Annotated in this window: 26 protein-coding genes; 17 read left to right on the top strand and 9 right to left on the bottom strand. The window is 47.2% G+C overall.

What is annotated here, in order from left to right:
• Position 1 precedes the first annotated feature (1 nt).
• The gene (locus tag ACUUJN_RS21315; protein ID WP_028541456.1) at positions 2-907 is read right to left on the bottom strand and encodes a LysR family transcriptional regulator; all 906 of its coding nucleotides are present in this window, start codon (positions 905-907) and stop codon (positions 2-4) included.
• Positions 908-1,133: 226 nt separating this feature from the next.
• Between ACUUJN_RS21315 and ACUUJN_RS21310 the strand changes: the two genes are divergently transcribed.
• From ACUUJN_RS21310 to ACUUJN_RS21270, 9 genes are all read left to right on the top strand, one after another.
• Positions 1,134-1,808 carry a succinate dehydrogenase cytochrome b558 subunit gene (locus tag ACUUJN_RS21310; RefSeq protein WP_023990144.1) on the top strand — a complete coding sequence of 225 codons (675 nt, stop codon included), beginning with the start codon at positions 1,134-1,136 and terminating at the stop codon, positions 1,806-1,808.
• A gap of 93 nt (positions 1,809-1,901) precedes the next feature.
• Positions 1,902-3,647 (top strand): succinate dehydrogenase flavoprotein subunit, encoded by a 1,746-nt coding sequence (gene sdhA, locus ACUUJN_RS21305; RefSeq protein WP_061830109.1) that lies wholly within the window; start codon positions 1,902-1,904, stop codon positions 3,645-3,647.
• A gap of 19 nt (positions 3,648-3,666) precedes the next feature.
• Complete coding sequence (sdhB, locus tag ACUUJN_RS21300) at positions 3,667-4,434, top strand: succinate dehydrogenase iron-sulfur subunit (protein WP_053326044.1); 768 nt, start codon at positions 3,667-3,669, stop codon at positions 4,432-4,434.
• A gap of 172 nt (positions 4,435-4,606) precedes the next feature.
• Positions 4,607-5,416, top strand: coding sequence for an AAC(3) family N-acetyltransferase (locus ACUUJN_RS21295; RefSeq protein WP_484669767.1), 810 nt, complete (start codon positions 4,607-4,609; stop codon positions 5,414-5,416).
• A 65-nt stretch (positions 5,417-5,481) separates the two neighbouring features.
• Positions 5,482-6,426, top strand: a complete 945-nt coding sequence (locus tag ACUUJN_RS21290) for a metallophosphoesterase (protein ID WP_484668913.1) — start codon at positions 5,482-5,484, stop codon at positions 6,424-6,426.
• Positions 6,427-6,531: 105 nt separating this feature from the next.
• Positions 6,532-7,272 (top strand): metallophosphoesterase family protein, encoded by a 741-nt coding sequence (locus tag ACUUJN_RS21285; protein ID WP_023990140.1) that lies wholly within the window; start codon positions 6,532-6,534, stop codon positions 7,270-7,272.
• A gap of 51 nt (positions 7,273-7,323) precedes the next feature.
• Positions 7,324-7,932: a GNAT family N-acetyltransferase gene (locus ACUUJN_RS21280; protein WP_068941827.1), complete on the top strand. Its 609-nt coding sequence runs from the start codon at positions 7,324-7,326 to the stop codon at positions 7,930-7,932.
• Positions 7,933-8,114: 182 nt separating this feature from the next.
• Positions 8,115-9,119 carry an AraC family transcriptional regulator gene (locus ACUUJN_RS21275; protein WP_484668912.1) on the top strand — a complete coding sequence of 335 codons (1,005 nt, stop codon included), beginning with the start codon at positions 8,115-8,117 and terminating at the stop codon, positions 9,117-9,119.
• A 180-nt stretch (positions 9,120-9,299) separates the two neighbouring features.
• The gene (locus ACUUJN_RS21270; protein ID WP_484668911.1) at positions 9,300-10,751 is read left to right on the top strand and encodes an MFS transporter; all 1,452 of its coding nucleotides are present in this window, start codon (positions 9,300-9,302) and stop codon (positions 10,749-10,751) included.
• 105 nt (positions 10,752-10,856) lie between these two features.
• Here ACUUJN_RS21270 and ACUUJN_RS21265 read toward each other — a convergent pair whose 3' ends face one another.
• Positions 10,857-11,735, bottom strand: coding sequence for an NAD-dependent epimerase/dehydratase family protein (locus tag ACUUJN_RS21265; RefSeq protein WP_484668910.1), 879 nt, complete (start codon positions 11,733-11,735; stop codon positions 10,857-10,859).
• A gap of 264 nt (positions 11,736-11,999) precedes the next feature.
• On the opposite strand from ACUUJN_RS21265, the gene ACUUJN_RS21260 reads away from it, so the two are divergent.
• Positions 12,000-12,398 carry an alpha/beta fold hydrolase gene (locus ACUUJN_RS21260; RefSeq protein ID WP_484668909.1) on the top strand — a complete coding sequence of 133 codons (399 nt, stop codon included), beginning with the start codon at positions 12,000-12,002 and terminating at the stop codon, positions 12,396-12,398.
• A gap of 45 nt (positions 12,399-12,443) precedes the next feature.
• Here the strand turns inward: ACUUJN_RS21260 and ACUUJN_RS21255 are convergent, their stop codons facing one another.
• The 3 genes from ACUUJN_RS21255 to ACUUJN_RS21245 form a co-directional block, all read right to left on the bottom strand.
• Positions 12,444-13,184 carry a GTP pyrophosphokinase gene (locus ACUUJN_RS21255; protein WP_023990134.1) on the bottom strand — a complete coding sequence of 247 codons (741 nt, stop codon included), beginning with the start codon at positions 13,182-13,184 and terminating at the stop codon, positions 12,444-12,446.
• A gap of 153 nt (positions 13,185-13,337) precedes the next feature.
• A complete protein-coding gene (locus tag ACUUJN_RS21250) occupies positions 13,338-14,147 on the bottom strand; it encodes a histidinol-phosphatase (RefSeq protein ID WP_340857799.1) in 810 nt (269 codons plus the stop codon).
• A 59-nt stretch (positions 14,148-14,206) separates the two neighbouring features.
• Positions 14,207-15,109, bottom strand: coding sequence for a LysR family transcriptional regulator (locus tag ACUUJN_RS21245; protein ID WP_023990132.1), 903 nt, complete (start codon positions 15,107-15,109; stop codon positions 14,207-14,209).
• A 429-nt stretch (positions 15,110-15,538) separates the two neighbouring features.
• On the opposite strand from ACUUJN_RS21245, the gene ACUUJN_RS21240 reads away from it, so the two are divergent.
• From ACUUJN_RS21240 to ACUUJN_RS21220, 5 genes are all read left to right on the top strand, one after another.
• Positions 15,539-15,997 (top strand): chemotaxis protein CheX, encoded by a 459-nt coding sequence (locus tag ACUUJN_RS21240; RefSeq protein WP_023990131.1) that lies wholly within the window; start codon positions 15,539-15,541, stop codon positions 15,995-15,997.
• A gap of 39 nt (positions 15,998-16,036) precedes the next feature.
• A complete protein-coding gene (locus tag ACUUJN_RS21235) occupies positions 16,037-16,816 on the top strand; it encodes an SDR family NAD(P)-dependent oxidoreductase (protein ID WP_484668908.1) in 780 nt (259 codons plus the stop codon).
• A 122-nt stretch (positions 16,817-16,938) separates the two neighbouring features.
• Positions 16,939-18,330 (top strand): DEAD/DEAH box helicase, encoded by a 1,392-nt coding sequence (locus tag ACUUJN_RS21230; protein WP_209940357.1) that lies wholly within the window; start codon positions 16,939-16,941, stop codon positions 18,328-18,330.
• Positions 18,331-18,348: 18 nt separating this feature from the next.
• The gene (locus ACUUJN_RS21225; protein WP_013311782.1) at positions 18,349-19,095 is read left to right on the top strand and encodes an ABC transporter ATP-binding protein; all 747 of its coding nucleotides are present in this window, start codon (positions 18,349-18,351) and stop codon (positions 19,093-19,095) included.
• A 2-nt stretch (positions 19,096-19,097) separates the two neighbouring features.
• Positions 19,098-20,318 (top strand): ABC transporter permease, encoded by a 1,221-nt coding sequence (locus ACUUJN_RS21220; protein WP_484668907.1) that lies wholly within the window; start codon positions 19,098-19,100, stop codon positions 20,316-20,318.
• 117 nt (positions 20,319-20,435) lie between these two features.
• On the opposite strand, the gene ACUUJN_RS21215 is transcribed toward ACUUJN_RS21220, so the two are convergent.
• Complete coding sequence (locus ACUUJN_RS21215; RefSeq protein WP_023990126.1) at positions 20,436-20,552, bottom strand: hypothetical protein; 117 nt, start codon at positions 20,550-20,552, stop codon at positions 20,436-20,438.
• A 206-nt stretch (positions 20,553-20,758) separates the two neighbouring features.
• Between ACUUJN_RS21215 and ACUUJN_RS21210 the strand changes: the two genes are divergently transcribed.
• Complete coding sequence (locus ACUUJN_RS21210; protein ID WP_484668906.1) at positions 20,759-22,036, top strand: ATP-binding protein; 1,278 nt, start codon at positions 20,759-20,761, stop codon at positions 22,034-22,036.
• Between the two features lie 100 nt (positions 22,037-22,136).
• On the opposite strand, the gene ACUUJN_RS21205 is transcribed toward ACUUJN_RS21210, so the two are convergent.
• Positions 22,137-23,435 carry an aminotransferase class I/II-fold pyridoxal phosphate-dependent enzyme gene (locus tag ACUUJN_RS21205; protein WP_220030141.1) on the bottom strand — a complete coding sequence of 433 codons (1,299 nt, stop codon included), beginning with the start codon at positions 23,433-23,435 and terminating at the stop codon, positions 22,137-22,139.
• Positions 23,436-23,614: 179 nt separating this feature from the next.
• Between ACUUJN_RS21205 and ACUUJN_RS21200 the strand changes: the two genes are divergently transcribed.
• Positions 23,615-24,400, top strand: coding sequence for a helix-turn-helix domain-containing protein (locus tag ACUUJN_RS21200; protein ID WP_023990123.1), 786 nt, complete (start codon positions 23,615-23,617; stop codon positions 24,398-24,400).
• A 185-nt stretch (positions 24,401-24,585) separates the two neighbouring features.
• On the opposite strand, the gene asd is transcribed toward ACUUJN_RS21200, so the two are convergent.
• Both asd and ACUUJN_RS21190 read right to left on the bottom strand, forming a co-directional pair.
• Entirely contained in the window at positions 24,586-25,383 is a 798-nt protein-coding gene (gene asd, locus ACUUJN_RS21195) for an archaetidylserine decarboxylase (RefSeq protein WP_028541464.1), read from the bottom strand.
• An 88-nt stretch (positions 25,384-25,471) separates the two neighbouring features.
• Complete coding sequence (locus ACUUJN_RS21190; protein ID WP_484668905.1) at positions 25,472-26,599, bottom strand: YheC/YheD family endospore coat-associated protein; 1,128 nt, start codon at positions 26,597-26,599, stop codon at positions 25,472-25,474.
• Between the last annotated feature and the right edge of the window lie 193 nt (positions 26,600-26,792).

The following is a 26,792-nucleotide window of genomic DNA, read 5'->3' as shown; positions in this document are numbered from 1 at the left end:
TCTACACCATACGGTAGCCTGCAAACGACGCACGTGTCTCGCTAATCCAGCGTCGTGCTGTCGGACCGAGATCGGTCGTCTCCGAGTAAATGAGGGAGGTCGTTCGGCGTGTCTCCTTCAAATCGGGCAAGTATAATGCAGTGAGTCCATTATCCCGTAATAGTTCGCTGCGCAAATAGGATTTGGGTAGCAAGGCGGAAGCCTTACAGGTTGGAAGCAGGCGTACAATTGCCTCGAAGGAGTCGATTTCCATGCGGATATCCGGCATGATGCCGCTGCGCTGGAATAAGTCATCCGTCAGACTGCGATACCAGGTTCCTTTGGAGAAAATAATCATCGGCAATCCTTGCAGGTCTTTCATCGAGGCCGTTCCTGTCTTGACGGTTAATTCATGTCCAATGGGAACAACAAGCTCCAAATGATCATCAAATAGCGGAATGCAACGCAGTCCAGCTTCATGAATGGCAGACCCGACAATACCGGCGTCTGCTTTTTTATCACGTACAAAGGCGACGATTTCATGGGTTTTACCGGTGAGCAGCTTCAGCTCGGTTTGAGGATGCTTGCTCATGAAAGCTTCGACGAGGGTAGGCAGCGTCGTTTGGAGTGTTGTGAGGCTTGCGCCGAGTGTAAGCATACTCTGGGCTTCATTTTTGTGCTGGGACAGCTTTTGTAAAAAGCGAAGCTGTCGTTGCCGTTGCTCTAGTGCGAATGTATAAACAAATCGGCCAGTGGACGTAATTTCGAGCCGTTTGCCCCGACGATCAAAGAGATTCACACCCAGCTCTTCCTCCAGCTTGGCAATTTTGCGAGACAGGGCAGGTTGGGACAGATTCAGCAGTTTGGAGGCTTTATTCAGGCTGGACTGCTCGACAATGACGGCAAAAGCGTTCAAATCCTCAAACAAATCATCCACTTCCTCTCTATATGCAAAAAAGACATAATAATTAATACGTATATTGCAATTCCATTATAAGCTGAAAAGGAGTAACATGAAAGCGACACAAGATGTTCACACTTTTGTTTTTCCTAATAAGGGACACCTTGTTGGACATTTCCTGTCGGGAACTGTCATTTTATATGTTATATTACTATTGAAAACGCTATTATTGGGAGAAGGGAGCATGACCTAGATGAGAGGATTTTATTCCAGAAAGCTGCATTCGCTTCTTGGCGTCATTCCGTTGGCTCTATTTTTTGTTGAGCATTTGGTGACGAATTTCACAGCGGTGGAGGGCGGCAAGGAAGGATTTAATCGCAGCGTGGCCTTCCTGAATGGTTTGCCGCTGGTTATTGTGCTAGAAACGTTATTCATCTACTTGCCATTACTGTTCCACGGGATTTATGGCTTGTATATCGCTTATCAGGCTGACCCGAATGTCAAAAGGTTCGGCTATTCACGTAACTGGCGCTTTCTGTTCCAGCGTATTTCTGGCGTCATTACATTTGTATTTATTATCTGGCACGTATACGACACACGCTTTCAGGTAGCTCTGGGTAAAGTAACTCATGAGGAGCTAGGCGGCGTTATGCATGGCATCGTGACGAACCCGGTTTATTTCATTTTGTATTTAATCAGTGTCGTTTCGGCATCCTTTCACTTTGCTAACGGACTGTGGGCATTTATGGTCAGTTGGGGGATTACTGTGGGACCACGTGCGCAAAAAGTATCTTCTTATATCTGTATGACCCTGTTCGTGGTGGTGTCTATCGGCTTCATCGCTTCCCTGCTTGCATTCCGCAGCGCGGAATTTCAGGAAACGGCAACTGCCTTGGTGCAATGCAGCGCTTTTAAACAGCTACTGTAAATGAGTCATATCCATTATACATCGTGTTGAGATTCTATTTTTAAACGTAAAAGGGGATTTGGTTAAAATCCTGAAAAAAAGGAGTGAGCAGAAATGGCAGCATCCAACATTATTGTCGTGGGCGGCGGTCTGGCAGGTCTAATGGCTACGATCAAGGCGGCAGAGGCGGGAGTTCACGTTCATTTATTTTCTTTGGTTCCGGTCAAAAGGTCCCACTCCGTTTGTGCTCAAGGCGGCATCAATGGTGCGGTAAATACCAAGGGTGAGGGAGACTCACCCTGGATTCACTTTGATGATTCGGTCTATGGCGGGGACTTTCTGGCCAACCAGCCTCCGGTAAAAGCGATGTGCGAAGCGGCTCCAGGGATCATTCATCTCATGGACCGCATGGGCGTCATGTTTAACCGGACACCGGAAGGACTGCTGGACTTCCGCCGCTTCGGCGGTACCCAGCATCATCGGACCGCCTTTGCTGGCGCGACGACAGGACAGCAGCTTCTGTACGCTCTCGATGAGCAGGTACGGCGCTGGGAATCTGCTGGTTTGGTGACCAAGTATGAAAACTGGGAGTTTTTACAGGCTGTACTGGATGATGAAGGCATCTGCCGAGGGATTTGCGGGCAGGATTTGCGTACGATGGAAGTGAAGACTTTTGCAGCGGATGCAGTTATTTTGGCGTCTGGTGGCCCCGGGATTATTTTTGGTAAAACCACGAATTCCGTCATTAATACGGGCACAGCTGCTGGTGCGGTGTATCAGCAAGGCGTACGCTATGCGAACGGTGAGTTTATCCAGATTCATCCGACGGCTATACCAGGGGATGACAAGCTGCGTCTCATGTCCGAGTCGGCACGGGGAGAAGGCGGTCGTATTTGGACGTATAAGGACGGTAAGCCATGGTATTTCCTCGAAGAAAAGTATCCGGCTTACGGAAATCTGGTCCCTCGCGATATTGCAACACGTGAAATATTCAGTGTATGCGTTGATGATGGACTGGGTATTAATGGCGAGAACATGGTCTACCTCGATCTGTCCCACAAGGACCCGAAAGAGCTGGATGTAAAGCTGGGCGGAATTATTGAAATCTATGAAAAATTCGTCGGTGACGATCCGCGCAAAATCCCGATGAAAATATTCCCGGCTGTTCATTATTCAATGGGCGGCATGTGGGTCGATTACAATCAGATGACGAATATACCGGGCTTGTTCGCGGCTGGTGAGTGTGAATTCCAATATCATGGTGCGAACCGTTTGGGTGCGAACTCGTTGCTGTCAGCCATTTACGGCGGGATGGTAGCTGGACCTAAGGCTGTGGAATATATCAAAGGCTTGAAAAAATCTGCACAGGATATAGCTACTTCCGTATTTGATGCGGCAGTTCATCAGCAGACGGAGAAGTATGAGCGTATTTTGCATATGGACGGAAAAGAAAATGCTTATGTTCTTCATAAAGAGCTGGGCGAGTGGATGACGAACAACATGACTGTGGTTCGTTATAATGACAAGCTGGAAGCTACGATCCACAAGATCAAGGAGCTGAAGGAGCGTTACTCTAACATTAACATCAATGACGCTTCGCGCTGGAACAATGCGGGTGCGGCGTTTACACGGCAACTGTGGAATATGATGGAGCTGGCCGAAGCGATGACCAAAGGTGCGCTGTTGCGCAACGAAAGCCGCGGGGCCCATTACAAACCAGACTTCCCGGATCGCAACGATGAGGATTTCCTGAAAACGACGATTGCGGACTGGACACCGGAAGGACCACAAATCTCGTATGAAGCGGTGGATGTTTCGCTGATCAAGCCGCGTATTCGGGATTATTCCAAGAACAAATAACGGAAGGGAGTGTATTTAGATGTCGGAGCAAGCAGTGAAGTCGAATAAAACAGTGAAGTTCGTTGTGACCCGTCAAGCTGATCCTAAAACCAGTTCCTATACGGAAGAATTCGAATTGGCTTATCGTCCGGGGATGAATGTGATTAGCGCGCTGATGGAAATTCAGCGTAACCCGGTGGACAGCCACGGTAAAGAGACGGCTCCGGTGTGCTGGGAGTCGAATTGCCTGGAGGAAGTATGCGGAGCATGCTCCATGGTGATTAACGGCAAGCCGCGTCAGGCCTGTGCGGCGCTCGTCGATAAGCTGGAGCAGCCGATTACGATCGCGCCGATGAGCACGTTCCCGGTAGTTCGGGATTTGGTCATCGACCGCAGCCGGATGTTTAATGCGCTCAAGAAGGTCAAAGCGTGGATTCCGATTGACGGTACCTACGATCTGGGCCCTGGTCCTAGAATGGCAGAGAAAAAGCGTCAGTGGGCGTATGAGCTGTCCAAGTGCATGACCTGCGGTGTCTGTCTGGAAGCTTGCCCGAACGTCAACGAGAAGACGACGTTCATCGGACCTGCGGCGATATCTCAGGTTCGCCTGTTCAACAGCCATCCGACAGGGGAAATGAATCAGGAAGAGCGGCTGGAGGCGTTGATGACGGACGACGGGCTGGAAGGGTGCGGGAACTCGCAAAACTGCGTACGCTCTTGCCCGAAAGGCATTCCGTTGACAACTTCTATTGCCGAAATGAACAAGGAAACGACCAAGCATATGTTCAAGCGCTGGCTGACTGTATAGCACTAGACAGCGAATAGGTTATGCACAAACAGGCTTTTTCTCAAACTGGAGAAAGCCTGTTTTTTTGCGCTCAGGAATGATGGAGGGTAACATGGAGAAAGGAGCGCGGGATAGCAGTTATGGTATAATTATGGTATTGTGTATCGTTTTTGGTGAAAAGGAGGCTGGACAGGTGACTGTGCAACCGATAACGAATCGACCTGTCACTAGGTCGGATGTAATGAAGGGATTAAAGGATCTGGGAGTTCGGAGCGGCATGACATTGCTTGTTCACTCGTCGATGCGCAGCTTTGGACGCTTTGTTCCAGGCGGGGCCTCAGCCATTCTTGCCGCGCTAACCGAAGCGGTTGGTCCGGAAGGGACGCTGGTAATGCCGACACAGTCTCATGACTTGACTGATCCCTCGACTTGGATGAACCCGCCTCTGGATGAGTCATGGTGGGAACTGGTACGCGAGGAAATGCCCGCTTATGATCCGGCCTGGACGCTGACCGGAGGGATGGGCGTCATTGTAGAAACGTTCCGTGGTCTGCCAGGAACCAAGCGCAGCGGACATCCGCATGTTTCTCTGGCGGCACGTGGACCTGCTGCTTCAGACTTGCTGGAAGCGCATGAGCTTGATTTTGGGCTGGGTGAGCATTCGCCCTTGGCAAAGCTGTATGATGCAGATGCCTATGTACTGCTGTTGGGCTGCGAACATGACAGCAACACGTCCTTGCATTTGGCGGAATATCGAACAGCCTATAATGGACGAGAAGTGATCACGCATCAAGCTCCTATGATGGTGGATGGAGCAAAAGCGTGGGTATCTTTTCAGGATTTTAATATTACCTCAGATGACTTTGAGAAGCTGGGACTTGATTTTGAACGGGACTGTCCCTCAGCCTTTACGCGGGTGAACATTGGGGAGGCTTCATGTTTTTTCGCGAGGCAACGTGATTTGGTAGACTATGCGGAGCAGTGGTTGTCCAACTACCGCTAAAGCTTCTGGACAGTAAGAATTTCTAAAAAGTGAGATCAAGGAATAGATTGCAGGGGGGAATGCATATGGAGAAGACGCCGCACACCCGCCGCGAGAGTCAGGATGGCCCGCATCAGGGGTCCGCTATCCCTCCCGGTTCTTCGCGGCGTTCCATTTCAAATGAACCAGCCAATCCTTCGCGCCGCCATTTTTTGAAAAAAGCGGCTTTAGCCACAGCCGGAACCGCGCTTCTGGCTGGAGGATATGCTTCCTTATGGGAGCCTAATCATTTGGAAATTACACGCTTCAACTTGTTTCTCCCTCGTCTTCCGTCTGCTTTTGACGGAATCAGGGTCGTACATTTTAGTGATGTGCACTTGGGTTTTCACATGGATGAGCAGGATCTACGCGAGCTTGCGGACCGTATAGCAGGTCTGAAGCCAGATTTGCTCTGTTTTACAGGCGATATTGTGGATGACTATGCAGTATCCATGAAGGCTGCTGTTCCAGTTATGGCTTCTATGCACGCCACACTTGGCAAATTTGCTATTCTGGGCAATCATGATTATAGAGGCTTACCAGCCGGAGTACAGGAATTGTATCCGAAAACCGGGTTTACGTTGCTGAGAAACGAGCATGCGATTGTAGAGCTTGCGGGACAGCGTGTAGCCTTGGTCGGTTTAGAGGATAACATCATGGGCAAGCCCAATCCGCAGCGTGCCATTCACGGACTACCTGATGAGATATGCAAGCTCCTGCTGATGCATGAGCCGGACTATGCAGATGTGGCGGCGCAAATGTCCTTTGATCTTCAACTGTCAGGGCATACGCATGGAGGACAGGTACGCTTGCCGGTCATTGGAGCGCCGATGCCGCCTCCGGGTGGACGCAAGTACATCCAGGGATTATTTCATGTGGGAACGGAGAGAATGCCGCTGTATGTCAGCCGAGGCATTGGCATGACACATCTGCCGATTCGCGTGCTGTGCAGACCGGAGCTTAGTGTCATTACGTTAAAATCCGGCCAATAGGCCATGATCTTTTTTTCATCTTTATCATATATGTTGGAACTACATAAAGATGGCTCGAATGTAGTGTAGAGATGTAGTCGTTTCGGACAAAGGAGTGAGGTTCAGATGGATCGTATTGCTGTCATTTCAGATATTCATGGCAATTGGCCTGCCTGTGAGGCGGTGCTGGAGGATATTGCTTCCCGAGGCATTAGCCGTGTGTTTTGTTTGGGGGATCTGATCGGCAAAGGGCCTAGCCCGTGCGAGGTTCTGGATGCTGTCCGTCAACGTTGTGAAGTGGTCGTGCGGGGGAATTGGGATGAGCTGGTTAGTATTACGGATGATCTCAATTTTAGCTGGCAAGCCGAACGCTTGGGGGCAGAACGAGTGCAGTATTTGGCACAGTTACCGTTTCATTATGATTTCAGAATGAGCGGACGCCGTATCCGTCTGGTGCATGCCTCGCCGCAAAGTGTATATCACCGTGTGCAGCCATGGGATGAGCCGGAAAAACGGCTTGCCATGTTCGATCCGTTAGCAGAAGAAAATGGAAAAGTTGTTTTTGCTCCGGATGTCGTGGGATATGGTGATGTGCACAATGCTTTTATCCAGCATTTTCAGGGAAAAACACTTTTTAACGTCGGTAGTGTCGGGAATCCGTTGGATGTTACGCAGGCTTCCTACTGCATTTTAGAGGGGGAGATGGGAGAGGAGCAGCCTACGTCCTTCTCCATTCATTTTGTACGTGTACCTTATGATATAGAACTGGCGGTAAAACAAGCGGAGGAAGCTGCTGTACCTTCTTTGCCGTATTATATTCGAGAGCTGCGCACAGGAATTTACCGGGGGATTCAGGACCTGGATTAAGTATGGAAACATTCATTTCTAAAAGCCAATCCATCCGCAGGAGGGGACATTGTGCTGACCAGAGAAATGCTTCGTCTTGGGCTACCGGAGCTTTACGCCCGTCGAGTCCGATTGCGCCAGCTAAGAGCAGAGGATTATCCCGCGCTGGAACGGATCCTATCCGATCCATTGGTGATCCAATATGTGAATCGAATTCGCAAGCCAGTCTATACACGAATGCGGCGTCTGGTTGCGCAAATTAAAGTATCTGCTGATTCACTAGATTCCCTGCATTTTGCGGTGGAATGGCATCAGAGAAATACAGGAGAAAGCAATTTACTTGGTGAGTCCAATGAGCCTACCTCCTCACCGTTGCTCGGTATCGTCTCTTTTCAGCAATGGAATGAAAGAACGGGTGAGGCGCAATTGGGCTATATTTTGGATCGTCCTTTTTGGGGACAGGGGCTGGCTACAGAAATGGTAGGAGAAATGCTGAATTTTGGTTTCGGATCTTTGAAGCTCAAGCGGATCGAAAGTCGTTGCCAAGAGGATAATCAGGCTTCCATGCGCGTGCTTATTAAAAATAAGATGCGCCTGCTGCGTACAATTGGTGCTTATGATCCCTCAGGCGAGGTACCGAGTGTATTGGTATTTTCGATGACCCAAGGGGATTATGCGTAGAAATGGCAGTAGAATATTTTGTTACAAAGATGAAATATAACTGCAAAACAACTCTAACACAGGACGGGTACAATACAGACATGACCCCCTTTTGAATAATATATGTTGCTGGGACCCGATGATTCGGGTCCTCTTTTTTTGTTATCCTATAGTTAGAACCGAACAGGAAAGAAGGGCTGGCATTGGCTTTGAATATTTGGAGTGCAGACATTCATCATTTATTTGACCAATTCACTGAGCTTGTGGATGGTCATATTCCTCATAAAAAATCGGAGCAACAACTCACGATTCCCCCGCATATGGGTAAGGGAAGTATGACTCGCACACGGATTCGTCCAGGTATGGAAATCGTGGTCACGGATCTCACCTTTGAACAGAATATGAAGCTTCATATTCAGGAGGCTTGTCCGCTCTTTGAACTCAGCTATTGCTTAAACGGTGAAATATACTGTGAATGGAACGGCAAAGAAAGTCATACCAATCGGTTAACCGGGAATGTTTTATATTTAGAGGATGAACTGGTTTATGAGGAAAAGAAGGCAGGCGTTCACCACCAAATGGTGGAAATAAGGTGTTCTCCCCAAGAGCTATTTTCTTACGCCGGAGATATTGCAGAAAAGCATAGCATAGAAACATGGTTACAACGTTACAAAGGGAATATTGACGCCTACGCGGATACGCCCGCCATGCACAGGTGTGTTTATGACATGATACATTGTAACTACAATGGGACGATGAAACGGTTATACATGGAAAGTAAGGCAATGGAGTTTATTGCATTGTTTGGGGAGATGGATGGACATGTGACAAGGGGGACAAGCCATTTTATAAGTCGTGAAGATATATCAAAGCTCCATAAGGCTCGTGAATTCGTCATTCTTCATTTTGAGCACCCCCTGTCGATTCAAGCGTTGGCCCGAAAGGTTGGGCTTAATGAATTCAAGCTAAAGAAAGGATTCCCCCATTTATTCGGAATGACTATTTTTGAAATGGTGCGTAAGCAAAGAATGGAAAAAGCTCTCTGGTACTTGGAAGTTGAACAATTAAACATTGGAGAGACGGCATTTTCAATTGGGTACAGCAACGCCAGTAATTTTACGACAACCTTTCGAAAGTATTATGGTTGTAATCCTAGCGAATATATCAAAAAAATACGTAATCCAGATACATTTACGAATAAATCTTAATGAAACAATCCTTCAAGCATGTCCATCATGTTTGGAGGGTTTTTTATTGGTGCTCCTTCTATAGGGATAGAAAATACCTTTGCAGGTAGAGACCTCCTTGCTTTATAGATGATAATGGTTATCAGTTGAGATAAGAAATGAAAAGATTAAAGATGCCCATTATAGGTTGGAGGAACTACAATGAAAGATCAATTTGCCATAGCCATGACTAATCCTCAAGCAGTACAGCAGGTAGATTCGCGTCGCTGGTACGCATTAGCTCTTATTTTACTTCCTACTTTATTAATTTCACTGAACAACTATATGATGCAGGTTGCCCTTCCGATGATGCAGGCGGACCTGCATGCCAGTTTTTCCGAGGCACAGCTCATATTTACGGGATATTCTCTGGGATTGGCTGTGGCCTTGATATTGGGCGGCAAACTTGGAGATATGTATGGTAGAAGACGCATGTTATGTATCGGGGTGTTGGGGTTTACATTGATGGCTCTGTTAGGGGGGATCGTATCGCAGCCTACGTTAATCATTATGATTCGTGTGCTTCAAGGGATATCAGCTGCCATGATTCAACCCCAGGTTCTATCTATCATGCAAAGCAGCTTTCTTCCCAAAGAGAAGGGACTGGTATTTGCAATTTACGGAGCTATCATTGGGGTTGGGTTTACACTTGGTTTAATTCTGGGTGGATTTTTGGTAGACTGGAACCTTTTCGGCCTGGGCTGGCGCATCATTTTCTTTTTTAATGTCCCCTTTGGGCTGTTAGTGTTACTCTTTTGTCCTATTATTACGGAATCCTATGGCAGATCCGTGCCGAATATGGATTGGAGTGGGGCTTTTCTGTTGCTTCTTGGTTTATTGCTGTTTGTCTATCCGTTGACAACCGGGCAAAAGCAGGGCTGGGCTTTATGGACATGGGGGTGTCTGCTGTTGTCCATTCTGGTTCTGGTTGCTTTTATAGTTACGCAAATGGGAAAAGAAAAGAAGGATGGCTCGCCTTTTATTTGTCTATCTATATTTAGAAAGAGTTCATTCGGCGCAGGGATATTGACGGTAATTGTCATCTATCTTAGTATGTTTTCGTTCTTCTTTATTTTAAATTATTATGTACAATCTGGTTTGAAATACAATGTTCGATCCACAAGCATGGTCTTTTTGCCGCTTGGTGTTGGCTTTTTTCTCACCTCATTATGGTCGTCCAGGCTAGTAAAGAGGTGGGGGAGCAAGGTGTTGAAATCAGGTATGCTAATCATGGGAATTTGTAGCTTTCTGCTCATTGGATCTTTACATCTAGATGCAATCCATTTATGTCATATTCAAAATATTATGATACTAGGGGGATATGGTCTGGGTCTTGGGATGGCCACAACGCCACTGGCCCATGTCGTCCTTGGGGCTGTATCGACTGAAGAGGCAGGAACGGGCTCAGGCTTGTTTACGACCTTTATGTACTTGGCTAATTCGTTGGGAGTCGCTCTGATCGGTATCTTGTTCTCTTCCTCACTCCATCACCCGCTTTCAGAAGCTAATCTGTCAGATTATATCAGAGCATTCTCTATTTCTGTGGCAGTGAGTGGAGTTCTTGCCTTGGCTGGACTCATTTGCATTTCATTTTGTTACAAAGATGAAACATAACTGCAAAGTTACTTTAACATAGAGTGGGTACAACATAGATATGACCCCCTTTGAATTATATATATTGCTGGGACCCGAAGCTTCGGGTCCTCTTTTTTTATGATTTTAGGAACGGTTCAGGCTGGTTATCAGCTCTGGAAGCCATTCATTTAGGGAGAGAAATGAGTACCCCTCTGACTGGGCTTTGGACGTATCCATGTACCACGATTGTGTAATACAGAATGGAGACATGTGCTCGTCTGCTGTTTTTTCTTTCACCACAGCTTGTTTTCCCGTTGTCTGCTCAATGATCGAAATGATCTCCCCAATCCTCACTGTACCGTCGGAGCAAGCATTTACAGGCCCTGTTAAAGGAGTGTGACCAAGCCAAAGTAGAAAATCTGCGGCTTCATCGGAACGAATAAATGAGATTTGTGCTGCGGAATTAGGTACTCCGATTTCTCTTCCTTCACGAACATGTTCGATATGAAAATGAAGCCTTTTCGTATAATCATCTGTTCCCAATACAATCGGAAAACGAACAGCGACTACAGGGAATGTAGCTTGTTGCATAAAAACTGCTTCTGCCTGCCGTTTAGCCTCCTGATATGTAAAATCATCTTTCCCGCCCTTGCGAACCGGGTAAGTTTGAGGATCAAAGATGCTCTCTGTCAGCACTTCCGGGCTCGAATCATAGACGGATAGGCTGGAGGTCACAATATACCTCTTGGCTTTAGCATCAAAAATGCGGCAGGCTTCGCTGGCTTCATCTGGAGAAAAGCAAATATTATCATAAACAACATCCCACACTTGCTCACCTACCGCCTCTGCGAGTGCCTGCGGGTCGGTACGGTCTGCACAGATCCGCTGAACGCGGTCACCAAACGAATCACTTGTTTGGCCTCGTGTGAGGATGGTAACCGAGTTCTCGGAACTCTCCAGCAGACGTTCCACCAGTCTCTTGCCAAAAAAGCGCGTTCCTCCCAATACAAGTACCTTTCTCATACTTTATCACTCCTTCGGAATGGTTTTCATAGATCAGGATTTTGCAAAATTCGATTCCAGTCGCTTATTGTTTTTTTTGCAAAATCCTCAGATATTAAGGTAGACGAAATAATGACTGTAAAGGGTACAGAGCGAATGAAAAGAGCTTAACATACTTTGATGAAGTGCTCTTAGTGCGGAGCCATTTTGCAATCTATCATATACTTAGTTTATTTACATAGTTCATCTAACAATTAAGTAAAAAGAGGAGGATCATAGGCTGTAGTGGAATCGCATGTCCTGTGGGGGCAGATGAATTTGAACCGGAGTGGCTCATCAAAAAACGAACGTTATGAAATGATCCATCAAATGATGGAACGGCATGAGGAGGCACATCAGGGGAATTGGCAAGAGTTTATGCGACAGAGCGCACAGGTTTGGCGCCAATATCCGCAATTGACACGTAACGAGCTAAGCAGCATTACGTGCCCTGCATTATTTATCGCGGGTGAACATGATGATTTTGCCACCGAAGAGCAGCTTCTGGAATTATGCTTATGGGTCCAAGACTCACGTTATCTAATTGCTCCGGGTTGTAGTCATCGACCGCACATGCTTAGAGAGAAGCCGATCTTAATCAATGATTCTATTCTTTCATTTTTGAACAAGCATGCAATCCGTTGATCATAAGATCAAATCATTCACATAGCGGTGGAGCACCGCCTAATCTTACTCTCCTAGAAGTTTCAAGAAATTGGCCGGCACCGTAATTTGCTGATTATTAATCATAATCTTTCGAAGCTCCTCTATGGAGTCCTCTTCACCTCTAGCGTCTTTAATTTCCTTGATCTCACGATGTAGACGCTCCATTTGGAGATCTAGCGCATTAGCGGAATCTGCTGCGTTCTTTAATTCACGTGTCAGACTTTCGGGAACGGACTGGTTGTACTTATAAAAGATTTTATGCTCCAGACTGGCCCAGAAATCCATCGCAATGGTTCGAATTTGCACCTCTACGCAGACTAGCTCCTCACAATCCGACATGAATACAGGGACTTGAACCAGCAAATGCAGGCTCTGGTAACCGTTCGGCTTGGGATTCTTGATGTAATCCTTAATTTCCAGCACCTTCAAGTCACTCTGTCTCTGAAGCATGTTACTGACATCGTAAATGTCAGAAATAAAAGAGCAAGTAATACGTAAGCCAGCGATATCCTTAATATGATTTTTGACAGCATCCAGGGATAACTCGCTATTTTTACGAAGCATTTTGTTCATGATGCTCTCAGGAGATTTAAGGCGTGATTTGGTATGCTCAATAGGGCTGTAATCGTGTAATGCTTGAAATTCCTGTTTTAATATTTCAATCTTGGTTTCCATTTCGTCGAGCGCAAATTTATAGATTAGCATAAACCGCGTGATGTCATGCTTTAGCTTTTTGATCTTGTCCATAGGATCTTCCAAGTGCATATGTAATTCTCCTCACACATAGATGTCATAATCTTGCTAAGCGTTCGCCTTTGCAATGGAATTATCACCATATAAATTATAATCCCCAACAATCCCATTGCAGTAGCGATCGTAAGATCAAATGATTTTGAGCGGTAATTCCCACCTTAAATTTTAAAGCGCCACAGGAATTTTACGTTTTTCTTTAAAATAGACCCATTCCCGGAAGCCGATATCCTTCAGCAGTGCCTTTACTTCTTCCCAGTCATCGCCTACCCGCGAAGGCTTATGGGCATCCGAACCAAAAGTAACCTCCACACCAAAATGGTGCGCTCTTTCTAAAATAGAAGCAGACGGGTACCATCCGCCACTCAGCTTGGTTTTACCCGAAGTGTTAATTTCAATCGCCACATTGGATTCCGCAATTACCCGCAAGGTTTCATCAATAGCTGTATCGGCAGGAATGTCTGAAAAGGCAGGGAAGTTCCCCTTCATTGCGTCAATATGACCCAAAATCTGAAACATGCCACTTCGCGCAGATTCCTGAATGAGCGCATAGTAGGCTTGTTTGACCTCAATTTTACGAGCGTCGCTTAATTTGTTCCAACGGTTACGGTTAAAAATGCTGTCCCCTTCGACATTGTGAATCGACCCAATGAGGTAATCAAATGGATAAGGAGCCAGAGTGGAACGATATAATTCAGCGAAATCAGGAAAATAATCCGTTTCCAATCCGAGGAGCACGTCAATACGGCCTTCGTATTCCTTTTTGAGCTGTTGTACCTCTTCTACGTATTCAGCAAGCTGTGACTTAGCCATATAAATTTTAGGAAAAGCCTGATCCTGTTCGCTACATAGAAAGGGGGAATGATCCGAAATGCCAATAGCTTGTAAGCCAGATTGAATACCTGCTTCAATATAATCCCGAATGTTGCCGTCTGCATGACCGCAGCGGAAATGATGGGTGTGCAGATCAAATTTCATAGCCTGTCTTCCTTTCGTAACCAAGTTTATATTGCGTATGTTGTTCATAGTGAATTACGTTATTCAGAACTGGTAAAATTCGTCTCCGGCATCCCCTTCAGATCACTTAAAAATTGCTGCATGGCTGAGTTTAGATATCGGCCGGATTTATAAATCACTCCTACCGGATGACTAACTTCCAGCTCGGGAATATGGATCATTTTTAATGTGCCTGCACGCAGTTCCGAAGTGACCGACAGTCTGGAAATAATGGCAGCACCGAGATTAATTTCGACCATCCGTTTGACTTCCTCACTGCTGGACAACTCGATCACGACATGAGGTACGATTTGGTGCTTTTTAAATACATCGTCCACGAATTTTCGTCCCACCGTATCGGGAGAGAGCAGAATAAGCGGAATTTCCCGAAGGGCTTCAATGGTAGCATGTGGTTGTGAGGCCAGCGGATGAGTAGGAGACACGACTAGCTCGAAGGAATCGTAATACAGAACCGAAGTGCTTAAATTGGGATTACGTTCGATCAGATAGCCGATGCCAACATCAATAAGTCCGTTCTCCACCTGCTGATAAATCATTGAGGAAGCCATGGATTGAATGGAGGTTTTGATGAGAGGGAACTGATCCTGAAAGTAGGAAAGCACGCGCGGTAAAATTTGAATAGCGATGGATGTTGTGGTACCCAGCGCAATGTGACCCTGCGGTGTTTCGTTTAGATCGTACAATTTTTGTCTTAATTCCTCAACAACCTCCAATATGCGCTCGGCGTGTTCCAAAAAAACAGCTCCCCGGTCGGTCAGGGTGACGGGCTGGTTGCGGTCAATCAGAATGGTTTTGAACTCATCCTCTAGACTTTTAATTTGGGCGGACACCGCCGGCTGCGTCAAATTGAGAAGTTCTCCGGCTTTGCGGAAGCTCATTGTTTTGGAAATCATGATAAGTGTTTCAAGTTGACTGATGTTCATGAAGTTCCTCCTCTCTTTTCTTAATCTTGTCGCAGCTGTATAGAATGAATATTTTTAGCCAATCCATAGGTTCATATGTAAAACCGTCGTTATGCTTTATTTCATTAAATTATAGGTTATTCGAGCAGGAAGGGCAATGAATCGAAGCAGAGCACCTTAAAGTGTGGTATATTGGGAAATAAAGACTAAAGTCCTGATATCCTTCAAAAATAATCAGTCTAAAATCGGTAAGAAGCAAAGATATAGGACATTATTCACATTTTTTGTGGTTTAGCTATAAAAAATTACCGGGCAGCTGTCGATAAGTGATAGAGAGAGCATTTTGTTGAGGATCGATGCGTTTTACAGTAATATTTAATTAAAAAATTCTAATTTAAATGGGACTTTTGTTGTATGTCTAAAAGCCCATCGTAAAGGGGCGCTTTGATCGTGAAGGCAGAAGTGATAAATCCTTTTTTGGAGTCGGCGCGACGGGTCATTGAACAATTGATCCAAGTATCTCCTTCACCCGGAAATCTTGGTGTGAAAAATGTCGAGCTGGTGGACGACCACATCTGGATTATGATCGGGATGACCGGACAGCTTAGCGGAAATATTGTGTTCGGCCTGAATGAACAGGTGGCGCTACGTATGGTATCAGCGATGATGGGCGGATTTGTGTTGACTGAAATTGATGAGATGGGAAAAAGCGCAATTTCAGAATTGGGCAATATGATTAGTGGTAATGCCAGTACGATTTTGTCCAATCAGGGAATTGTCGTGGATATTACGCCTCCGCAGGTCATGAAATCAGAAAACTTGACCACTTTTGTGCCTCAGCGTGCCCTTTATATTCCGCTCACGGTGGAAGGAATCGGCGAGCTGGATATTCAGGTGATGATCTCTTAATATTAAAGGAGCAAGTTTCCTTAATGTGGAGGGATGACCGTGAGTATACTACAGGACAAGATAGTTGTGATTACAGGTGCATCTAGTGGAATTGGCGCCCTTTGCGCTCAGTTGTTAAGCGAAAAGGGCGCGATTCCTATTTTAACAGCACGCTCGCAGGAGCGACTGAAGCAAGTATCTGCGGGAATCAGCGGTAGGCATGAGCTTATCCAACTGGACGTCACCCGCCAGGAGCAGGTAGAGGCTGTTGCTGCACGAGTATTGGAACAGTACGGACGGGTCGATATATTGCTTAACAATGCGGGCTACGGAAAGTTTGAGTATTTTAATGAAACCGACCTGACGGAGTTTGAACAAATGATGGACGTGAACTACATGGGTGTTGTTCGCTGCATCAAGGCGTTTCTGCCGCAAATGACAGAGCGGGGCCATGGACAGATTGTCAATGTAGCATCGATGGCCGGGAAAATCGGGACAGCCAAATCGTCCTCTTACACGGCGACGAAGCATGCGTTGCTTGGTTTCAGCAATGCGCTCAGGCAAGAGCTGCGCGGGAGTGGAGTGACTGTAACGACGGTTAACCCGGGGCCGATCGACACACCGTTTTTTGAGCTGGCAGATCCTTCAGGAGGATATGTTCGAAATGTAAGCTGGTTTATGCTACAACCTGATAAGGTAGCACGGCATATCGTAAGAGCGATGGAGCTTAGCAAGGAAGAGGTTAATCTGCCACGGTGGGTATCTCCTTTTCTCAAGCTGTATCAGTTAGCTCCCAGACTAACCGATAGGCTGGGTCATGGTGTGATGAATAAGAAATAAAAGATGTCCCGTAAGCCATTAGCTATGGTGAGGGACATCTTTTATTTTTGTGATTTGGTAACAGGGCTATTTTCGCATATAATGGAGAGTAACGAATTTACGTATAGGGGTTGGACCTTTTCATGACATTGAATTTTGAATCGCTCGGCGTTGAACAAGATCTGTTGGACAAACTGACTGAGCATGAAATTACACAGCCTTCGCCAGTTCAGGCAGAGGCTATACCGGAAATAATGAAGGGAAAGCATGTTTTGGCGCGTTCACAAACTGGCACAGGCAAGACACTGGCTTATTTGTTGCCGCTGTTGCAAGCGATTGATCCACAGAAAAAGGCTACACAAAAGCTGATACTAGCTCCAAGCCAGGAACTGGCCATGCAAATTGTACGTGAGGGTCAGCGCTACGGAGAGCATCGCGGAATCCGTGTACTCGGTCTGATTGGTGGGGCGGCTATCAAACGTCAAATCGAAAAGCTCAAGGATCATCCACAGCTTGTCGTGGGCACACCAGGACGTGTACGGGAACTCATCGCTTCGAAAAAGTTGAAAATGCACAATATTACAGCCATTGTCATTGATGAGGTGGATCAGATGTTCCAGCTCGGCGGAGCAGGCGATGTAACAAACATATTGGGCACCGCCCAACGTGATCGTCAATTGGTATTCCTGTCCGCAACGCTGAACGATGAGATTCAGTCGCTGGCGAAACGGGAGATGCGTGAATACGTAGAAATTGGGATTGATCCCGACCAAAAGACGGCCAGTGGACTGGAACACTATTACTTTGTATCTGAAGAACGGGATAAAGTGGATATGCTGCGCCGTCTGGTGCGTCATTTTAATCCAAGAAAAGCGCTGGTGTTCGTGAATACAACCAATGCCATCGGGGAGATTGAAGCCAAGCTCAAGCATATGGGGCTGACTACGGCATCCTTGTATGGAGATGCGGATAAAGTCACGCGTAGCAACGTGTTGGCCCGATTCCGCGAGGACAAGCTCAAAGTGCTGGTCGCTTCGGATGTGGCAGCCCGTGGTCTGGATATTGAGGGACTTGAAATGGTCATTCATTTTGACCCTGCTACGGATAGTCAAGCTTATGTTCACCGTGCAGGACGGACAGGACGGATGGGACGCAAAGGATTGGTGGCGTCGGTTGTCACCGACCGTGAAACGTTCATCATGCGTAAGTTCTCCCGTGAACTGGGCATTGAGATCGCAGAGCGTGCGTTGCATGGAGGTCGAGTAGTTGTGCCGCGTCCGGCGGATGCCAAGCGTGCACCTGTAAGACCATCCGAGGCCAGATCCATGTCTGACGGAGCACAGACGGAAAACCGTAAGGCACCTGTTCGTACCGAAAACGGACGTCTTGGCAGGAATTCCGCGAACGGTTCAGCTCCAGGCAAGAGCAAAGGAGCAGCCTTGTCCAAAGCAGGAAAAGCACAGCGTGAGCGTGATCGCAAAAACAAGGGTGCACCAAGATGGCTGAAGGAAAAAGGATCAAAACCGAACGAGTAAGGGAGAAGAGGGGGAGCCATGGAACAACAGCCTGTGTTGCAAATTAACGGACTGACCGGCGGATATAGCGCCAAGCGCCCGGTGCTGCATCAGATTTCGCTGGATGTGAAACCGGGCGAAATGGTAGGATTGATCGGTCTGAACGGGGCCGGGAAAAGTACGACCATGAAGCATATTTTGGGCCTGATGACACCGCAGGCCGGAGAAATTCGTGTGCAGGGTCATAAGCAGGATGAAAATCCCGAGGAGTATCAGGGAGCCATTGCTTTTGTACCTGAATCTCCAGAGCTGTATCCTGAAATGACGGTGATGGAGCATATGGAATTCACGGCCAGAGCGTACGGAGTTAGCGAAGCAGATTTCCGCACACGCAGTGATCAAATGCTGGACTTGTTCCGTATGCGGGATAAAAGTGGAAGTATGTCGATGCACCTGTCTAAAGGGATGCGCCAGAAAGTGATGATTATGTGCGCATTTTTAGCGGGACCGCCGTTGTATGTCATAGATGAGCCTTTTTTGGGTTTGGACCCGCTTGGTATTCGTTCCCTGCTTGACTTTATGTTAGAGATGAAGCGTTCGGGTTCGTCCATTCTGCTCAGTTCTCATATTTTGTCCACGATTGAAAATTATTGCGATCGTTTCATTGTACTTCATCAGGGTGCCATCATTGCACAGGGTACGCTGGACGAAGTGACAGCACAGGCGGGTAAGCCGGGCATGCCGCTGGAAGATGCATTTTATGAGCTGGTACAGGGCAGGGAATGAGCATGGATTTGCAACGTTTGCATAAAGAAAGACGTGTAGCGTTCTGGGGACAGGTGCTGCCCTATCTGGGCTATGTCATTCAGAGCGGTCTGGCGGTGGTCTTCGGCTTTGCACTGATTGCCTTTGCCGCATGGTACACGTCGCTGCTGATGCATACTCCACCGGATTTGCCCATCCGCTGGATCATGCTTATTGTGGCTATTCCGATTGCTCATGCGAGCTTTCGTACGTATTTAAACGCGGCGGATATTGTTTTCCTCCGTCCACAGGAGCACGCGATGCACGATTATTTTAAGGCCAGCCGGATTCGGGGTGTGGTGTATAAAATATTCGGTTTGCTATTGCTGTCTATTATCGTGTGGCCGCTGTATATTCGCAGTGATACCGCGCCTAAGCCGCTGCTACTGACCCTGCTACTGTTCGTGCTGTTAAAGCTGCTATTCAGCTACGGCGGCTGGCAAGAGCTTCGCATGGTATCGATTGGCGGGAGTGTAGGCTATCGTCTGCTTCGGTGGGTGTTGGCTGTGCTGATGGTAGCCGCATGGCTATGGCAGCCTCCACTACACAGCGTGCCATTTATCATATTGGTCGGTGTGGTGTACGTGCTTGTTCTGCGTTTTCCGGTCAAGCTGCTAGTGGCTTGGGAAAAGCTGATTCGCACAGAGGGTATGCAGGCTGCTCGGGTGATGCGCACTTTGGGCTGGTTTGTCGATGTGCCCGCCCTTACGCAGAGAGTGACGCCACGTCGTTGGCTGTCCTGGTTGGGAGGTGACATACCTTGGAACAGAAGGGGAGCGTATCGTTACCTGCTGTTTAAGACGTTCCTGCGTACAGAGCCAGCAGGTATTGTCATTCGGCTTGGAATTCTGGGGTTGTTAATTATATATATCACCCATGCTAGCTGGATTGGGATTGCAGTATATTTATTTTTCATATTCCTCATTGGTGTACAGGTCACTTCACTAAGGCAGTATCACAAGGATTCGTTATGGCTTCAGTTATATCCGATTCCTGCGCATAGTCGTCGTGCGTCTTTTCTCGACTTTGTTGTTCGGTTGACGTTGCCGGCTGCTGTGGTTCTGTGGCTTCCTTTTCTGGCAAAAGGAAAGGAAGATCTACTGTCTACACTGCTCACGCTGCTTGGGGGAGTTGCAGTAGTGTTCCTGTTACGAGGCGCTCAAGCCAAAAAATGGCGTTTGGACGGTCAGGATGAAGAAGTGTAATGTGTATCTATGTGAATAAAGTAAAGGCTAATTCGCAAGCAGCAAGAGCTGTCTGCGAATTAGCCTTTTTTTGTATGCTCACTGCTATCGTAGCTGTGGGTGCAGATAATCGTCTGCTTATATGAAGATCGTTTTGCTGATGATAACTAATAAAATGAACAGTACCAGAATTGTTCCTGTGCTTGTAAATGCGCCGTAACCACCGTAACCGCCTCTTGTTTCTTCTGCTCCCATGCTCATTCTCCTCTCGGTCATTGTGATAAAGGATACATCGTATCTTATGAAGTGGATTTTCAGATTGCGTGGGCCAATGCTCAGTTGTGTTGCCGAATCGCCTTATATTTTTCATCAGATGTAGGGGAGGAGAGAGGAAAAGGCACGTATTATCGAGAATAGAAGAAGTACGTAGTCATTATCACTTGGAAAGTGGGAAAGACGAGATGCTGGTAGATAAGCTGCTCGTGAACATATTTCTTGTGTTTGTACCATTATTAGTATATAGCTCTTTGTCAGATCATCGGCATAGGAAACATACCCCGTTGCTTATGGGAGGGGTGTTGGGTGTGTCTTCTGTGCTTTGCCTTATGTTTTCGTACATCTGGTATGGATTATATTGGGATCTTCGATATGTTCCTCTGGTCCTTTCTGTTTTATATTTTGGTCCTAAGGCAGGACTTCTAAATATAACGCTGATGGTGATGGCTCGTATGTATATAGGTCCTGAGTCTATTGTGGTAGGATTTCCCAGTATGATGTTGTGTTATTTGGGCCCTCTCTTGGTGAGAAAGAAGTTTATGCAGCTCAATAGTATGTTGCTTCGGGTGGGCATGAATATGCTAATGAGTATATGGACCAATATTGCCATGCTTATAATTCTGTTAATACATTCCTGGGCCAATGGCAGGCTGGATAAGGATGAGATCGAGCTGATCCGGGCAATACTCTGGTTCGGTGTGATTCAATTCCTAAGCATTGGAGCCTCCTCTTTCTGGATGGAGTTTAGTTTGGAACGGGAAGAAATGAGAAGGAAGGTTAAATATGCTGAGCATCTGAATACGTTAGGTGAACTTGCTGCCTCTATGGCTCATGAAGTACGGAATCCGTTGACTGTTGTTAAAGGGTTCCTGCAAATGGTTCAGTCAGGGCTAGAAGGGAAAAATCGCAGATATATTGCTTTGGCACTAGCAGAGGTCGATAGGGCTGAAAGAATTATTAGCGACTATCTGAACTTATCCAGACCGCAGATTGGGAACACAGAGCTGATGGATCTGTCTGGCATGGTTCAACAAATTGTTTTGCTTTTGAAACCGATGGCGACCAAGCAAGGCGTAAGACTGTATACTGAGCTAAGGAATGAAATATACGTACATATGGATCGTAATCAGCTGTTACAGGCGTTAATACATGTGACGAAAAATGCGATCGAAGCTGCGGATGATGGAGGCAGGGTATACATAAAGCTGGCGATTCAGGAAGAGAAGGCATGTCTGCATATTAGGGATACGGGAAAAGGCATGAGTCAGGAGCACCTGGAGCGAGTGGGGACTTTGTTTTTTTCAACCAAAGAGGTAGGAACAGGACTGGGAACGGTCGTCTCCTTTCGAATCATTGAAGCCATGAACGGAAGTATACACTATGAGAGTGAGCCCGGAGTCGGAACTGAGGTAGTCATCCTGCTGCCACTCGCACAGAAATCTTTGCTCGCTGCTGAAGGATAGTTTGTTTCGAAGTGTCATTCACAATGGTTCAGCCCATTAAAAAGCGGTATGCGCAACATCTGGCATACCGCTAATGATGCTATATTTAATCTGTTACATATTAGGTGTTCAACAAATCTTGTGCGCCACGGTAAACAATGTCATACAGGTCTTCCAGATACTCTTCCTCGATACATGAGAATGCGATTCGGAGGTCATATTCACCCAGCGCAATTGTTCCTACCCCATATTGTTCCAGCAAATGTGTGCGCAGTCGTTCAGCGGACAAGCCGTTCAGCTTGAGACACATAAAATAACCCGAATTGAAAGGATAGTAGCTCCATACATCTCCGTATTTTCCACTATCGAGCAACGCTTTGACTTTGTTAGCCCGTCCCTTCATAATCTGGAACTTTTCTTTCTTCTGTTGTTCAAAGTCCGTTGACTTGAGGGCATCCAGGACGAAGGTTTGAGATGGGTGAGGACCGCTCGAAATCGTTGCCCGAATAATCCCTAATGTTTTTTGTTCCAGTGCGCTCAGTACATCCTGATGTTCCGAAGCAAAGGTAATAAATCCGACACGGAAGCCCCAAACGAATTCTTCCTTGGTAGCTCCGTCAATTTTGACGGGTAGAATTCTCGGATGAAGTCCAGCTAACTGACCGAATAGTGATTCATGCAGGGAGTCCTCGAAGAACAGACCAAAATAAGCGTCATCCGTCACAACTACGACATTGATGCCCGCTTCCGCGGCTTCCTGGATGGCAGCAACAATCGCTTTACCCTCTTCCACTCCCGGTGTGTAGCCTGTCGGGTTATTCGGGAAGTTCAGCACAACAATCGCTTTGCCGTATTCTTTCTGCGCCAGTAGCGCCTCGCGTAATCCTTCACTATTAAAACGTTGATCCTCTGTGAACAACGGGAAATTCACCAAACGTCCATGACGGCGAATACCGAAAGTCAGCTCATAGTTTTCCCAGTTTTTGTCTGGGTAAATGACAGCGTCCCCTTCATCCGTGAACAGGTCGGCAACGATGCTCAATCCGTGGGTCAGCGCGTTCGTAACTACGGGAAGGCCGTAATTTTTCCCAGCCAATGAAGGGTTTTCCTTCAGCATTTTGTCACGCCATACACTACGAAGTTCAGGTTTGCCCGCAGGGGGAGCGTAAGGGTATAAATCCTTGGGATTGTAAGCGGACAGCTTCTCCTGAATGACCTCCAAATGCATAGGACCATTGCCTTCAGTAGCAATGCCAATCGTAGCGTTGTACTTTTTAGCAAGCTTCCCTGCCTCTGCGGACTGACTCAAAATCCCTTCTTTTGGGAAATAAATTTCTTTCCCTAAAAGAGAAAGCATTTGATATACATGCTCGTTGCCTGTCTGAATGTTTTGGTTTAACTGCGCTGCCAGTGGATTCATTCCCGTTTCATCCTTCCAAGTCATTTTGATTACATATTATAGCATTACACACGGTAAGCGTCACGCAAAAGCCTCTAGAACATAAAAGCGCATTTTTTTGCTTAATGACGGCGCTGAGCTTATATTATAAATTAACGGGATAAAGGACAACCAAAGATGAACAAAAGGAGGTGCAGATTTTGCTGGATACATCTGCGTCATCGTTTATCCTGTTGTCGGCTTTCGCCAAAATTGTGTGCGAGCCGGGCTGGAAGTGGCAGGTACGCGAGAAGCCGATGCCAAACTATGATTTATTTTATGTATGGAGCGGAGAAGGAACAGTGATCTTAAACGGGACGTCGTATCCGGTAAGCAAGGGGAGTTGCTTCCTGTTCAAGCCGGGGGATGATACCCGTGCCACACATAACCCGCAAAAGCCGCTCATACTTACCTATATTCATTTTGATCTTATCGAACAGCCAAAGCTTATCCCTGCAAGCTACCGTATGCTGGAGGAAACGTTCGAGGTAGAGCATATGCTTGCCAGATACGTTCGACTACGTCTGGAGCGTGCTTACGGAGCTGACGAGGAAGGCAAGCTGATCCTGAAACAACTGATGATTCATCTGCTGCGTGCGGACCGCAAGGAGCCTCAGGAGCAACAGGCCAGTAACCAGCTCACCGAGGTCATTCGGGAAACGGCCAACTATGTGCGTCAGCATCCGGGACTTCCTCATCGCGTCGAGGATTTGGCTGCACGGGCGGGGCTGTCACCGCGTTATTTTTCGATTAAATTCAAGGAGCTGCTGGGTGTGTCCGCGCAATCTCATATTATCAGCATGCGGATTGAGCGTGCACAGCATCTATTACTACATGCCGGAATGAATGTGACCGAGGTGGCAGAGGCTCTGGGGTATCGTGACATCTTTTTTTTCAGCCGCCAATTCAAGCAGTATACGGGGAAAAGTCCGTCTGAGATCCGGTAATGCTATGGACGGTGGACAAGCTGTTTCGGATTTAGGCGTAATGGGATTAACGAATAACGAATATAAAGGATAAATTCCAAAAAGGACCCGAGCAGTTACGCCGGGTCCTTTTTTTATGAGCAATTTAGCATCATCCGATCCCGATGCTCATATGTGTAGCTATAATACGGTTACGGTAAATTCACTTATGCTTTGGGATCATGTCGAAAGCAACCCAGACGTTGTCCCATTTTCACCGCATCCCCCGGCTTCAATGCGGGGTCTGGATCAAACGTGCCGTTTTCAGTTAGCAAAACGACAGTTGATCCAAATTCGAAATAGGCGAGATCGTCTCCTTTTGTCCATGAGACGGCTTTATCATCCGTATATTTGATGCTACTCACATTCATTGCGCCAACCTTGACGACCGCCACCTCACCATATTCATGGGCAATGTACGTAATCTGTCGTTCATTGCGGCTAAGAACTGCTCGCATATGTTGCAAGCCGAAGTCATTCACTGGGTATACCTTGCCGCGCAGATGTTCTTTTTCTACCAGCGTACCGGATACTGGTGCATGAATGCGATGATAATCCGTCGGGCTGAGATAGAGTACAAAAGCATAGCCGTGTGTGTATTTTTCAAGACGCGGAGAGCGGTTAAGAAGCTCTTCCAGCGTATAGTCCTGCCCTTTGACATCCAAAAGAGTGCCGGACGTAATTGGGCCAGTGAAAGTAATCCGTGCATCCACCGGACTGGTCATCACCTCGGCGTTCGTATCAATCGGGCGCATGCCCGCTTTTAATTTGCGTGTAAAATAGGCGTTCAGGGAACGGTATTCCTTCCATTCCTGTTCCGCCTCATGCGTCTGGATCTGGTACGTACGTATAAAGGTGGGGATAAAAAGTCGGCTTGCACCGCTTTGCGCGAAGGAGCCTACAATCCGGCACACCCACTTGCGCGATGATAGCTCCGTCATGAGCCGCAGCCACTGTTTTGCCATTACAGATCCCCCTTGTTCATTTCCGAGCCGTCTTGGCCGGAACCTGTCCGGCCGCTCTGAACTATATTGACACAGAATGTGACGTAAATCAATACAGTGGACGGCCTGGTGAACGTTCGGTGTCTGACGAAGGCATCCGTTCGAGAAGCCAACGAGCGTAAGCCATCGGCTGAGTGTATGTTTCTTTCCAGACATTGTGCATGCCCGCCTGGCTGAAGCCATAGCGCTGATCACGACCGTTGCATTCGATAAAAACAATCTTGCCCTCATGGGTAATTCCCAGATCCAGACCGACGTCGGCGAGACGGGGAAGGGTTTGTGCCAGTCGGTGCACGATTTGTAACGAGAGTCGCTCCAATTCATTCATCAGCCGGACTGCGTTCGAAGTCTGAACCGTCTCGGTTTGTGATAATACCTCCAGTAGGGAAAGGGCCGTACCGCCCTGTGCAACATTGGAAACGAAGGTGTGGGAAGGAGCAATTTTAGCATACATGCCTGTCACACCCCAGATACCGCCATATCCGCGCTGAACTGACACACGGACATCAAACGGACGATTATTGTTCAAAGCAAGCGGTATGGTTTCCTGTACGATATGAGGCACATGCAGCAGTCGTTTGTGTAGAAATAATGGGAGTTCCCCAACATTCAAACGTAGTGTGGACCAACGCTCAGGTATAGCCGGATGAGCACATTGCAAAGTCCAGCCTCCGCGGGAATGCCGCAGACGCATAATTCCTCTACCTACGCTACCGCTACTGGGTTTAATTACAACATCTCCGGTTTCCTCCATCAAGGTATGGATGGAGGAAAGGTTGCCTTGCAATGTTTTGGGGAGGTGGATGCGTAGCAAAGGGTCTTCTTGCAGAATTGCATGTATATGGTCTTTGTGGAAACGGTTTTGTTCATTAAAAATATAGAATCCCTTTTGTACAAGCTTGTTGATATCGCTAGCATTTTCATTTTGCCGATAGAGAGTCCGATTGTGGATGACCGGCGGCAACGGAAGAGTCATCTGCCGATACTCGTTGCCGTGTTTAACAAAAGCCCGGCATGTTCCGGTCGCTATATGAATATCCTCCAGACGAAGAAAGCAGGGGATGAGCTCGTAGCTTAACCCGGCGTCCTCGTAATTGGCGATAGATTCATATCGCGTCCTCATGGCGGGAATGCCCCGGTAGGTTGCCGGGTTGAGCATGACGCCGACATGCAACATGAGTATGTCCGCCCTCCTTGTAGTCACTCCAACTGATCATACTGTGATTCTAGTCCATCATATGTATCAAAGATCGGCCAGGCATGGACGCTAGCCTTGCGGTAAGCCCAAAGTTAGAAGCGAGGCACCTTTCAGGGAGGCGGACGATATGATACAAGATGATTGTTGAAGAGTGTTGGAATAGGGTCAGAAA

Source organism: Paenibacillus sp. LRG-1 (assembly GCF_057220305.1).
The sequence above is the reverse complement of the archived record's forward strand: the minus strand, read 5'-3'. Positions and strand labels throughout refer to the sequence as shown.